The 13268-nt window shown below is 35.9% G+C and carries 10 protein-coding genes; 1 reads left to right on the forward strand and 9 read right to left on the reverse strand.

Translation table 11 applies throughout. The features are described 5' to 3' along the window. Positions 1-13: 13 nt before the first annotated feature. From QUG14_RS16235 to QUG14_RS16245, 3 genes are all read right to left on the reverse strand, one after another. Positions 14-688, reverse strand: coding sequence for a Na-translocating system protein MpsC family protein (locus QUG14_RS16235; RefSeq protein WP_289341558.1), 675 nt, complete (start codon positions 686-688; stop codon positions 14-16). A 227-nt stretch (positions 689-915) separates the two neighbouring features. Next, positions 916-1989, reverse strand: coding sequence for an ATP-binding protein (locus QUG14_RS16240; RefSeq protein WP_289341559.1), 1074 nt, complete (start codon positions 1987-1989; stop codon positions 916-918). Between the two features lie 333 nt (positions 1990-2322). Then, positions 2323-3156 carry a TetR/AcrR family transcriptional regulator gene (locus QUG14_RS16245; RefSeq protein WP_289341560.1) on the reverse strand — a complete coding sequence of 278 codons (834 nt, stop codon included), beginning with the start codon at positions 3154-3156 and terminating at the stop codon, positions 2323-2325. A gap of 100 nt (positions 3157-3256) precedes the next feature. Here QUG14_RS16245 and QUG14_RS16250 point away from each other — a divergent pair, with 100 nt between their 5' ends. Further along, positions 3257-6340: an efflux RND transporter permease subunit gene (locus QUG14_RS16250; protein WP_289341561.1), complete on the forward strand. Its 3084-nt coding sequence runs from the start codon at positions 3257-3259 to the stop codon at positions 6338-6340. A gap of 54 nt (positions 6341-6394) precedes the next feature. Here QUG14_RS16250 and QUG14_RS16255 read toward each other — a convergent pair whose 3' ends face one another. From QUG14_RS16255 to QUG14_RS16280, 6 genes are all read right to left on the reverse strand, one after another. Then, positions 6395-7588, reverse strand: coding sequence for a nucleoside transporter C-terminal domain-containing protein (locus QUG14_RS16255; RefSeq protein WP_289341562.1), 1194 nt, complete (start codon positions 7586-7588; stop codon positions 6395-6397). A 98-nt stretch (positions 7589-7686) separates the two neighbouring features. Continuing rightward, the gene (locus QUG14_RS16260) at positions 7687-8652 is read right to left on the reverse strand and encodes a quinone oxidoreductase family protein (protein WP_289341563.1); all 966 of its coding nucleotides are present in this window, start codon (positions 8650-8652) and stop codon (positions 7687-7689) included. An 867-nt stretch (positions 8653-9519) separates the two neighbouring features. Further along, positions 9520-10971, reverse strand: a complete 1452-nt coding sequence (locus tag QUG14_RS16265; protein WP_289341564.1) for a glycoside hydrolase family 1 protein — start codon at positions 10969-10971, stop codon at positions 9520-9522. A 136-nt stretch (positions 10972-11107) separates the two neighbouring features. Beyond that, positions 11108-11866: a MurR/RpiR family transcriptional regulator gene (locus tag QUG14_RS16270; RefSeq protein ID WP_289341565.1), complete on the reverse strand. Its 759-nt coding sequence runs from the start codon at positions 11864-11866 to the stop codon at positions 11108-11110. A gap of 87 nt (positions 11867-11953) precedes the next feature. Beyond that, positions 11954-12478, reverse strand: coding sequence for a YehS family protein (locus tag QUG14_RS16275; RefSeq protein WP_289341566.1), 525 nt, complete (start codon positions 12476-12478; stop codon positions 11954-11956). A 57-nt stretch (positions 12479-12535) separates the two neighbouring features. Then, the gene (locus tag QUG14_RS16280; protein ID WP_289341567.1) at positions 12536-13243 is read right to left on the reverse strand and encodes a M48 family metallopeptidase; all 708 of its coding nucleotides are present in this window, start codon (positions 13241-13243) and stop codon (positions 12536-12538) included. Between the last annotated feature and the right edge of the window lie 25 nt (positions 13244-13268).

Here is a 13268-nt window from a genome sequence, read left to right on the forward strand (position 1 = left end):
CATGCTTTTTAAATTAATTCATTGTATATAATTTATTAAAGATAAAAACAAGATAATTTCTATTGTTTTTATAATCCCACATCATAAACATATCCTCAATCAACCTGTTAAAGAGGACTTCAAATTGTCCTTTATTTTCCCAATATCCTTTTTTGATTTCCAAAGATTGATGGAGCAATAATTCTACATTCCCTTTTTCATAAACTAATTTTTCAAGTGGTAATAGCACTTCTCTTGATTCAATTGCACAAATATTTTGTGTGAACTTTACAACTTTTAAGAAAGCAGGTTTTTTATAGTAACTAGACCCAACATTCTCAATTAAGATAATCAGATTCTTTTCAAGACTGCTGTCTATATTCTCCTCATGGTCCGATTGAGTATGATCTAACAGAAGAATTCCTGTGTTTTTATCATAATTCCAGTCATGATAGAAATATTCAAAGGATATCCCCAAGACCTTTGACACTTCCGGTAAGTATTCCTCCGTTACTGTATGGATAATGGAAGAACGAAAATTCACAGCCAATTCTAACTTGTCCTGTTTAAGTAATACTTCTTCAGCCGGGGTAATAAAATTTCGCATATACACGTAAAATCTATTACCTTTTAAGAATACATTACAGGTTTCTGGACCTTTTCCAAACCTGCGTTTGAGCAATTTACTAAAAGTACTGCTAAGATACACCAAACTTTCTTGATTTGATTTAATATTTATCTCTCCTTCCCAAATAAAAATGGCCTAACTTCAATAAGAAGTTAGGCCACGGTTCAGACGACTATTTTAATAGTTTCTTCCATTTACCACACAGTTTATGAATATTGTTTTTTATGTAAAAAAAGACTGCTTAAACTAATGACAGCAAGACATTAGACTTAGTCATCGTACCATAGTTTACTCTATCTCGCAATGAATTAAGAAGTGATTGGTAATTTCACTTCAATACAGGTCCCTTCTGTATTGCTTATTATATTAAGTTTCCCCTTATGTTCCTCGATGATTTCATTACTTATAAGCATCCCAAGCCCTGTTCCATATTCCTTCGTTGTAAAAAATGGCTCATTTATCCGTCTTAAAATCTCCGGGGGAATTCCACTGCCATGATCAATAATTCTAATATGAACACTTTCATTTAAGTGAATTCCTTCAACGATTAGCTTTCCCCCATCCTTCATCGCTTCTATCGCATTTTTAATATAGTTTATAAAAACTTGTTTCATTTGATTCTCGTCCCCAATAATCGATACCTCTAGAGCTTGGAAGTTTTTTATTACTTCAATATTTTTTAAAAGCGTCTGCGACTCCATCAACGTTAGGACTTTGTCTAACAGCAAACGTATATCCAATTTTTTGTAATTTATTTTGGTTGGCTTTGCAAGTACCATTAGTTCTTTTAGAATCGATTCAACTCGGTTGATCTCTGATTCTACGATTCTAAAATACGTCTTTTCTCCCTGATGCTCACCCATTATTAACTGCAGGAATCCCTTTATCGCGGTAATGGGATTACGAATTTCATGCGCAATCCCAGCTGCCAATTGACCTGCCGCTGCTTGTTTTTCCGACAGTAATTGTCTTTCTCTCTTAATCATTGTTATATCTTTTAATACTACGTAATTCCCTACCACTTCATTATTAAAAAGGATTGGAAAAGTAGTTACATTTACATCAATCGGATTACCAGGTCTAAGAGTGATTTTAGAATCAAAATTCACAAGTTGTTCCCGTTGTTTTTCATTAAAAAAAGCTAGCGTGTCACTTAAAGCAGAAGAGATAAAGATATCACTCAAATTCATATTCTTTAAATCGTTTTTAGAGTATTGCAAAAGTTCTTCGCAAACATTGTTCACATACACTAATTGACCAGACATGTTTACTATAAAGAATGGATCAGTGTTTTTTGAAAGTACTGAGAAATCTTTATCTACATTCACATCGACATATATTTCAAGTAAAAAGTTCAATCGTTTCATTTCATCTTTATTCATTTAACTACCTTCCCTCCCAATTTCAACTATAATAAAAAAAGCCAAAATAAGCGTAGATAACCCTACGTCTTATTTTGGCTTAAAATCTAGCATCTACATATCTAGAAAATCATTACCGAGTAATAATAAAAGAATCTCAAAATTGAAAAAGAATTGTAATTAGTAGAATAGAGCATGTGTCCCTATATCCATCTTAAATAATAAACTATTTTGAGCAAATTTTCAAATAATAATGATTATTCATCTGTATCAAGCTCTCAGAAACTAGTGATATTGAATAAGAGCCCATTTGTTTATAAATGAACTCTTTTATGATTATTGATTTAAAGTACTTTAACTTTCATATAAAAAGTAGTTGCGTAGTAAATAAGAAACCCATTTTGTCTGTGGATGATTTCGGATATTTTCTATTAATCCCTTCACAATCGCTCTTGGTAGAGTTGGTTCTAGTAACTCCTTTTTCAAGAGCATTAAGGATTCATGCTCAATCGATTCTTCTATTTCTACTTTTTGAATCATTTCTAGAAGTTGTTCCCTCGTTAACTCTTCGCCCGGTATTTCGCCTAACATCTGGATAAGATCTTTTGTAATAAAAGGGACAGTGGAATTTCTCGCAACTAGATTTGTTTTTTCCACTAACGATTGTGACAGCAATTTCAAATCTAACGGCACGTTATAGAATAAAAACAACTGTGAATACATACTCATAAAGCCTTTAATACAAAAAACCAAATCATATTTTGTATCTCTTACCACATGTTCGTCATACAGTCGTTCCACCATTGATAAAATAGTCTTCTCCATTAATCTGTCGTAGTATCGCATTTTTAATATGAAGGATTCATCAAAAGATCGCGATTGCTCCTTGATAAGAATTCTCCCAAAATCTGAATGCTTTTGAAAAGAGTCAAAGATCGCATAATAAAATTCATATAGAAGATCTTGATCACTGTTAACATTTCTGACTAGGTAGTCAATATCCGAGGTAATCTGAATCATAAAGTGATCAATTATCTCGATAATTAATTCATCTTTTGACTTAAAAGATAGATAAAAAGCACCTTTAGAAATGCCGCAATGTTCTGTTATTTGCTGGACAGATGTAGCTTCAAAACCCTGTTTAGCAAAGAGCTCTATCGCCTTTTCCATTATTAATTGTTTTTTCATCGTTCATTCTTCACTCCTAGGTTCAATCATTGACAGATGACCGGTTAGTCAGTATTATAAGTAAATGGGTTAGATAAGTCAAATAAGGGTAGGTGTAAGTGTGAAAGGTTTAGTCAACTTTGTTCTAGGAAATAAACTAGCAGTATGGTTACTTACAATCATTATTACGGTATCTGGTATTTATTCAGGTACAAAAATGAATATGGAGACGATTCCCGATATCTCAATTCCATACTTAATGGTAATGGACGTATATCCTGGCGCAACTCCAGAGCAAGTGATGGAAGATGTCTCCAAACCTTTAGAGAAAGCGATAGAAAACCTAAAAGGTGTAAAATCGGTTTATTCCAATTCAAATGCTAACATGTCAAGTATTCAAGTGGAATATGAATACGGTGAAGATATGGACGAAGCAAACCGAGCTTTAAAATCCGCGCTAGAGGCAGTGAAGCTGCCAGAAAATGCACAAGAACCAATTATTACTGCAATTAGCATGAACATGATGCCCGTTGCGGCACTTAGTATCAGTAGTACAACAGAGGATATTGTTGAATTAACGTCAACCGTTGAGGATACTATCCTTCCAAAAATCGAGAAACTTGATGGTGTTGCTTCTGCGACCATTACAGGTCAACATATTGAAGAAGTTCAGCTTACGTATAACGAAGCAAAAATGGCTGAATATGGGTTAAAAGAAGATACTGTTAAGCAAATGATCCAAGCAAGTGACCTAGCGGTTTCATTAGGCCTTTACGAATTTGAAGCAGGCGAACAAGCTGTAGCAATAGACGGAAAGTTCATGACCGCTGATGAATTAAAGGAAATGCTGATTCCTGTAACTCCATCAGCAGCACAACCTTCACCATTTGTGAAGCTTAGCGACATCGCTGAAATTGAAGTCGTTGGTAAAGTACAATCGATTTCACGTACGAATGGTGAAAATGCGATTGCGATTCAAATTGTTAAAGGTCAAGAAGCAAACACAGTGGATGTTGTAAACAGTGTAAAGGATTTAATCAAGGAACAAAAGGAAAAAATTGATGGTCTTGTCATTGATTTATCACTCGACCAAGGTGCTCCAATTGAAAAGTCAGTTTCAACGATGGTTGAAAAGGCATTATTCGGTGGTTTAATCGCCGTATTAATTATCCTTTTATTCCTGCGTGATTTTAAATCAACCATTATTTCGATCGTATCTATTCCGGTTTCCATTTTCATGGCATTCCTGCTGCTCAACTGGATGGAAATTACTCTAAATATCATGACGCTTGGTGCCGTTACGGTTGCCATCGGTCGTGTAATCGATGACTCGATTGTAGTTGTTGAAAATATTTATCGACGCCTTCATTTAAAGGAAGAAAAATTATCAGGTCGTGCGCTTGTACGTGAAGCGACAATTGAAATGTTCAAACCAATCCTGTCATCAACTTTAGTAACGGTTGCTGTATTTGCACCGCTTATCTTTGTTGGCGGAATGGTCGGCGAGTTATTCATGCCGTTCGCATTAACGATGACATTTGCTCTTGGCGCTTCGTTAATCGTTGCGATTACAATTGTTCCTGCGCTATCTCACTTCTTATTTAAGAAAAAATTATATGGTGAGAAGATAGCAAGCAGCCATAAAGAAGTTGGTAAATTAGCGAACTGGTACAAAGGTGTCCTTGGCTGGACACTAAACCATAAAGTTATTACTTCGGTTATTGCGGTTGTTTTATTAGCAGGGAGTTTGGCGTTAACACCACTAATCGGTTTTAGTTTCATGGGTAGTGAAGAAGAAAAGGTTATGTACTTAACATACACACCTAAGGCTGGCGAATTGAAAGATGAAACATTAGCGAACGTAGCAGCCGTAGAAGAAGAAATGTTAAAACGTGATGATATCGATATTGTCCAGATCTCTGTAACGGAGAGTGGAGATCCGATGGCCGCGATGATGGGCGGCGGCGGCGATGGTGCATTGATGTACCTAATTTTCGACCCAGAAATGGATAACTTCCCAGAAGCCCGTGAAGAAGTTGAAGAGTATGTGTTCAATATTGGTCAAACAGGCGAATGGAAGAGCCAAAACTTCACTTCTATGTCGATGTCAACAAATGAAGTTAGTTACACTTTCTATAGCGAAGATTTAGATAAACTAAATGAAGCAGTAAAAATGGTCGAAGGCGTTCTTAGCAAAAATGATGGCTTAGAAGATGTTTCTTCAAGTGCTGAGGAAGCATACGTTGAATATACATTCAAAGTAGAACAAGATGAATTGCTGCAGTATGGTTTGACAACTGGGCAAATCGTTATGATGTTAAACCCAATGAAGACTCAAGATGTATTAACAACGGTTGAAAAGGACGGTAACGAATTAGAAGTAATCGTTCAGCAGGAACAAGCTGCGCAGCCAAAATCCATTGACGATATTTTAGCAACTCAAGTACCGACAGCACTTGGTACGACAATGCCTCTTTCTGAACTAGTAACAGTTGAAAAAGGTACTACACTGAACACACTTGCACGCAGCAAAGGTGAATACTATGCAACGGTTTCAGGAAAGATCCTTGATGAAGATATTTCAAAAGCAACAGCTGAAGTAGATAAGGAAATTGATAAATTAGATTTACCTAAAGGTGTTACCATCGGCGTTGCTGGTGTTCAGGCAGATATGACGGAGACATTCACACAGCTAGGTATGGCGATGCTAGCAGCGATTGCAATTGTGTACTTTATCCTTGTCGTAACCTTCCGTGAAGGTGTTGCACCATTTGCTATTCTCTTCTCATTACCATTTGCAGTAATTGGTTCTTTTGTTGGTTTATTAATCGCAGGTGAAACCATTTCTGTATCTGTCATGATGGGATTATTGATGTTAATTGGTATTGTTGTAACGAATGCGATTGTACTTGTTGACCGGATTATTCATATGGAACGTGATGGTATGACGATGCGTGAAGCAGTACTAGAAGCTGGCGCAACACGTCTACGTCCAATCTTGATGACAGCTATTGCAACGATCGGTGCGTTAATTCCACTTGCAATCGGTCAAGGCGGCGGCGGTTTGATCTCGAAAGGTCTTGGCATTACTGTAATCGGCGGTTTAACAAGTTCAACACTATTAACGTTAATTGTTGTCCCAATCGTTTATGAAGTATTATCTAAGATGTTCAAGAAAAATCGTAAAGATATTATAGAAGACTAATTTAAAAGCCCTGCTAGGTGACAATGTCACTAATGCAGGGCTTTTTATTATTTACTACCAAACAAACAATCCAACAATCATCGCACTTAACAGAGAAACAGTAATTCCACTGACAAGAAGCTTCCATACGTTCTTACCAATAATTGCTGAATTCCCCTCCCCTAGAACTGAATTAAACGTTCCATAAATCATACCCACCGTACTAAAATTCGCAAATGATGTTAAAAATGTCGTTGCAACCGCTACCGTATGTGGTGACAAAATATCCAACTGATTTTTCAGATCCATCATGGCAACAAATTCATTCGTTGCTAATTTTATTCCCATTAGCTGAGCTACATAAAGAGCATCCTTTACTGGCAATCCAAGTAAAAAAGCAAATGGACTAAAGATATACGAGAAGATTTTTTGAATAGTTAGTCCACTGATTATTACCCCTAATATTCCATTAAGTGCAGCTGTTAACGCTACGTATCCAATAACCATCGCTAAAATTACGATTACCATATTCATACCCACTAACATACTGTTAGAAATGGTTGAGAAAAAATCCTTCTTCTCTGATTTTGGTGGTTCATAAATAATATCTTCCTCTTTCGGCACGGTGATTGGATTTAAGATGCTGACAACAATAAGAGCATTTAAACAATTCAATGGAATGGCACTAAAAACATATGTGGCTGGAACCATTGATAAATACGCACCTATAATTGAGCCGCTGATACTGCTCATACTCATAATTCCAAAAGTAAGTAACCGATAATCCTTTAAAACAGACAGTTGATTACGAATGACAGCTAATGCTTCCGTGTTTCCTAAGAACATCATTTGAATGGAGAAAAAGCTTTCTAACTTGGGCATTTTTGAAACCTTAGAAATTAGCCAACCCACTTTATCAATAATCCACGTTAAAATACCAAAATAAGATAAAATATCAAAAAACGTCACAATAAAGATAATTGGCAACAGAGCACTGAAGAAAAAGTCAATTGTCTCATTTGCCATGGCACTTGGAAACACAAAAGCTATCCCTTCACTTGCACAGGCAATTAACCAGGTGAAGAAAGCGGCAATTTGATTAATAAGCCAACTGCCTATGGTTGTTCCTAACATAAACCAAGTAATTAACAATTCAACTACAATAAGCGAGAAAATCGCTTTCCATTTAACTTCTTTCTTTTGGGGAGAACATAAAAATACAACCCCCATCACAACAAAAAAGCCTATAAGGTTAATTAAAAAATACATATAAGCAACTCCTAGTTGTTAATCAATATAAAAAGCCCTTTCTCTCATTATTACCAACAAAAGGGTAAAGAATGAAAAAAAGAGCTTCTCCAAAAATTTTAAGGTTTTAATAAAACTTTCCCTGTACTTTTTCGGCTTTCCAGTAACGTATGTGCTTTAGCACCATCCTTTAAAGAAAAAGTAGTTGGTTCTTGGACGTGAATTTTCCCTTCAACAATCCAATCAAATAATTGTTTTGAGCGTGATGTTCTTTCTTCTAATGAAGTAAGAACATTCCAAAGGTCCCCGCCAGTTAGTGTTTTCGAAGTGTCCATGAGCATCCGAGGATCAACTGGAGCAGGGTCTCCCCCTGCCATGCCATAAAAAACAACAGTACCTCCAACTTTAGCAACTCCAAAGCTTTTTAGAAGAGTAGAACCTACAGAATCATAAACAACGTCCACACCATAACCATTTGTTACCTTCTTTACTTCCTCAATCCAGTTATCATTGTATAAAAACACATGATCCGCTCCTGCTGAATATGCAGCTTTTGATTTCTCTTTTGTAGAGGTAAGACCAAATACCTGCCCGCCTAATAATTTTGCAATTTGAATAAGAATTTGACCAACTCCGCCTGCAGAAGCATGGACTAGGATTGATTTTCCTTCTTTCACTTCATAACTGTCTTTTGTTAGGTAGTGGGCTGTTAAACCTTGTAGTAAAACAGCCGAAGCCGTTTCAAATGATATCTCATCTGGTATTGGAATGGCCTTTTCTAAAGGAACTGAGACTAACTCAGCATTCGCAAACGGCACATCTGCAAAGGCAATTCGATCTCCAACTTTAATAGTCGTAATACCAACACCAACTTCTTCTACAATTCCTGAACCCTCATAACCCAATATATAAGGGGGATCACCAGCTAGATGATAATTCCCTTTCCGACGGTATATATCTGCAAAATTTAATCCAATCGCCTTCATCCTTACCAAGATTTCATTTTCACTAATGACTGGATCAGGGATATCTTTATATTGTAATACCTCGGGTCCACCGAAACGTTCAAAGATAAGTGCTTTCATTCTTCTGCACCTCGATTCAAAAATATATTTCACATTGTATAGTTTTTTACGAGGAGATACAAAAAAACCGCTTATAAAATGGGCGATAAGACAACTACTGACAGTATTTCTCATAATCAAACGTTTGATTAAATTTGCACAAGCCCTTTAAAAGAATGAACTTTGAGTTATTTTCGGGGAAATTTTTGTCATGAAGACGGCTTGATTTTCGCTAAAAACCTCCAGAGGCAGTCAAAAAAAATAAGGTAATACAAACTATAACGATTTTTGACAAATTACTATGTTACTCAAACGTTTGATTAGCAGGGGCTAAAATCCTTCCAAATAAGGCTTTAGCCCCTAAATCAGATAAAATGAATGTCGGATTATACGGAAAATCTTCCTTCTGATTTTCTACTTTAAGTTTAAGGTGCTGTAAAATCCTCCTAGATGTGAACCATTTTTACAGGTTCTTATCGCCATAAAAAAATGCAATGTATCCATTAAATAGGACACACTGCATTGTTTATCTTCAATTACTTGTTATTAAACACAATAATTTCTAGCCAAGAAGAACTAAGGGCATTCTTATAAGATAATTGGTAGGAAACAATAAAAGAGGTATTTAAACCTTTTAACACTTCTTCATTTACTTACACACAAAATTTTCCCTCTTTATATTCTTTGAAGGTCTTATAATGAAGGGTATGTAATTTCAGAAGGAGGAGTTCTATAGTACTTAATAAATTCAGACAGATTTTGTGTTTTCATGGGCTTCCCTGTCTGAATGATGCTTACATTCAGACAGGTCTGGAGAGATTCCTAGACGATAAAAAGCCCTGGAGGTGACAGACATCACCTTTCAGGGCTCTTTTACTATTATCCTCTTTATAATTCTCCACCGTTGGTTGCGATGACATTCTTATACCACTCAAAGCTTTTCTTTTTCTTTCTTTCTAATGTACCATTACCATAATCATCTTGGTCCACATAAATGAAGCCATAACGTTTTGACATTTCAGATGTGCTTGCACTGATTAAATCAATACAGCCCCAGCTTGTGTAGCCCATAACTTCTACTCCATCTTTGATGGCTTCTCCCATTTGTTCAATATGGGCACGTAAATAATCAATCCGATAATCATCATTGATTGAACCATCTTCTTCTACCTTATCGTAGGCTCCTAAACCATTTTCCACTATAAATAAAGGAACTTGATAACGATCGTACATTTTCTTTAAGGTAATCCTTAAACCTTTAGGATCAATTTGCCAGCCCCAGTCAGATGCTTCTAAATAAGGGTTTTTAATACCACTGAAGAAGTTTCCTTTTTCTTTTAATCGATCAGGATTGCCACTCGTCACCATCGTCATATAGTAACTAAATGATAAGAAGTCTACTGGATGCTGCAACAAGATTTCTTCATCTCCTGGTACCATCTCAATTTGGATATTATTTTTCTCAAAATAGCTCAGCATATAGCTTGGATAATACCCTCGTACTTGAACGTCTGTGAAGAATAAGTTCTTTTGATCTTCTTCTAACGCCGCTAAAACATCATCAGGACTGCATGTTTCTGGATATACTTCCATACGAGCCAGCATACAGCCAATCATCGCTTCTGGAATGATTTCATGACATGCTTTTACCGCCCGTGCACTTGCCACAAATTGATGGTGAAGCGCTTGATAAACAGCTTGTTCCTTATTCTCGACAGAGTCCACAAGAATCCCGCTGCCAATATACGGAGAAATGGTTGTTACATTAATTTCGTTAAATGTTAACCAGTATTTTACCTTGCCTTTATAGCGATTAAATACAGTTTGGGCATAATGAACAAAATAATCTACTAGGCGGCGGTCAGTCCAGCCATTATATTTTTGCACCAGGTTAAGTGGCATTTCATAGTGAGATAGAGTCACTAAAGGCTCGATTCCATACTTTAATAGTTCATCAAATACTCTGTCGTAGAAGGCCAGTCCTTCTTCATTCGCTGCTAACTCGTCACCATTTGGGAAAATACGCGGCCAAGAAATCGACATACGGAATGTTTTAAAGCCCATTTCGGCAAACAATGCAATGTCTTCTTTATAGCGATGATAAAAATCAATTCCACGTCGTTTTGGAAAGTTGTCTCCTTCCTTACCCGCTAATAACGCTTCTAATTCCTCTTCACTTCTGACATCCATCTCAATGTCATTTCTTTCTTCTTTCGGAATAAAAGAAACCATATCAAAAATTGATAATCCTTTGCCGCCTTCATTATAAGCCCCTTCTAATTGGTTAGCAGCAGTTGCTCCGCCCCATAAAAATCCTTCTGGAAAACGTTTCTCTCCCATTTGAATACCTCCTAATAAATTAAATATTTCGTGTTGGCTTTTTAAGAGTTAATGTTTGCCTTTACTACAATGAATAAGATAATCATACTATCATCCAACAAAAAAAACTGGTCTATTTAAGACCAGTTGAAGCTAGTTAGATTTCCAAAAAACGCTGATAACGATTGGTTAAAACATCAAACAATCGCAATAGGGTATAACTGCTAACACTACTATTCTCAATTCTTCCGCATTGTATAATTTCATCGAATATATTCAAGTGAATCAGTTCACTTGAAAAAGTAATGAGCAATTTCTTCCCTTTAGCAGTTTTGATTTTTTCAATGATGGGAAAATGTTTAGAAAGGATATTCCCTTGAATGGAAATCGTTATAATCATATCCTCATCCGATAAATCCGATAATGCGTCTATTTGTTTAAATAGATTGGTATCACATTCGCATAACTTTCCAAGAAGGAATAGTTTTTTTTGCAATTCCATCGCTTGAATCTGATTTTTTTCAAAACCCAAGATTACAATTCTTCGCGATTGCTTAATTTGCTTGGCAATCTGATCAATTTGTGATGTGGGGATATGATCTATCATTTCAATATTTTCATTTAGTTGTTTAAAAAACATCGGTGTACTTAATTCTGAATCATGGTTTTCATGGAAAGAGGTTCCCAATGGAACAGCAACACTATTTCTTAGGTTTGAAAAATTCTTAAAACCAATTCTTTTGCAAAAACGATTAATGGTCGAAGGTGCCACATTACACGCCTCTGCAACGGTATCTAATGAAAAACTCTCAATATGATTAATTTGTTCCAAAAGACTTTTTGCTAAGTAATAATTTATATCCTTATTTAGAGAATTATTTATATATGCCAAAAGAGTATATATTAGCTGCTCCACTATTCCCACCTCACCTAAAAAAATTCTAACACACTTTACAAAGCAAAAAGGCAGCCAACTGGTTGCCTTTTTTATATGGAATTCTCTTTATCCCCTATATTTTATAGCCAATCCTTTTAAAAAATTTCTGGCGTATTTATCAAGGCACTGCTTATAATTCTTATGGCCTTCTTTTCTTAATATCGCGCTTAATTCACCTTTTGTTACTGTTATTCCAGCTTTATCAAATATATCAAGCATATCTTCACTCGTTAACGCTAACGCAATCTTTACCTTCTTTAATAACTGGTTATTAATACTTTCTTTACTCTTTTGCGGTATCGGTGTATCAGGCTGTCCTGGCTTTGGTTCCTGCTTGCCTCTTTTGAAAGTAATAAAGCCATTTAAAAATGATTCCAACATACTATTACTGCATTTAATATGCTCCTCATCTTCAGCTATATCCTCTTCATAATAATCTTCATCCTCGTAACTGTCCTTTGGTTTTGTAAGGATTTTCAGCACATCGTCTTTTGTTACCTTAATGCCGCCTAGTTCAAAAATCTCAACCATATCTGTATTTTTTATATCTAATGCATAACGTAATCGAATTAATATATCATTATTCTCCATTAATAACCCTCCAAAAAAATTACAATATGTATAGCACAAGTATATCCGTTCCAAATGTCAGACAGTCATTTTCCAACTGGATAATGCTAACCAGTTCTCCTGCTGCTTATAATCGGGGAGTATTTTACCAACAAGCCTCCAAAAGGAGCGATCATGATTCAGGTGAACCATATGGCACATTTCGTGGACGACTACATAGTCAATTACTTGTTGTGGTGCCATCGCCAGCTTCCAATTAAACGTTAACTGCTGCTTCGAATCACAGGTTCCCCAGTTTGCCTTATTATCGGTAATCCTTATAGACCGTGGCTTTGATTTAAAATTGCTTTGATAAGACTTGATACTCCTCTCGACTAACATCTTACACTGCTGATAGTAAAACCGTTTTAATGCTTGTCTTATTTTTTCATCTTCAAGTTGTTTTACAAATATATGTAACTTTTCCTCTGCAAACACTGCATGGTCCTGTTCAATAGTAGTATCTTGAAAAATCTGAATGGGATACTCTCTTCCTAAATAAAGAAAACTCTCACCATGATCATAGGTCTTCACCTTTGACCCTAGGGTTCTATCCTTCATTTCTTTTCGTTTTTGCTGGATCCAATCCCACTTTTCCTCTATAGCCTGAATCACATGTTCATCGGAAGTCCCTTTAGGAGCCTGAACTTCAACATTTCCATAAAGATCGATAGAAATGCTCATGGATGTACGCTTTTTATATTTTATCTCAAAACGAATTGTCTGCCCTAAATAATTATGAATCATTCCAAACCCCTCTATTAGCGCTCGC

Source organism: Neobacillus sp. CF12 (assembly GCF_030348765.1).
Classification (GTDB): Bacteria; Bacillota; Bacilli; order Bacillales; family Cytobacillaceae; genus Neobacillus.

Bases quoted from the DNA above. Each gene is read 5' to 3' on its own strand.
- QUG14_RS16240 (WP_289341559.1), bottom strand. From the start codon at position 1,989: ATGAATAAAGATGAAATGAAACGATTGAACTTTTTACTTGAAATATAT.
- QUG14_RS16245 (WP_289341560.1), bottom strand. From the start codon at position 3,156: ATGAAAAAACAATTAATAATGGAAAAGGCGATAGAGCTCTTTGCTAAA.
- QUG14_RS16255 (WP_289341562.1), bottom strand. From the start codon at position 7,588: ATGTATTTTTTAATTAACCTTATAGGCTTTTTTGTTGTGATGGGGGTT.
- QUG14_RS16260 (WP_289341563.1), bottom strand. From the start codon at position 8,652: ATGAAAGCACTTATCTTTGAACGTTTCGGTGGACCCGAGGTATTACAA.
- QUG14_RS16265 (WP_289341564.1), bottom strand. From the start codon at position 10,971: ATGGGAGAGAAACGTTTTCCAGAAGGATTTTTATGGGGCGGAGCAACT.
- QUG14_RS16275 (WP_289341566.1), bottom strand. From the start codon at position 12,478: ATGGAGAATAATGATATATTAATTCGATTACGTTATGCATTAGATATA.
- QUG14_RS16280 (WP_289341567.1), bottom strand. From the start codon at position 13,243: ATGATTCATAATTATTTAGGGCAGACAATTCGTTTTGAGATAAAATAT.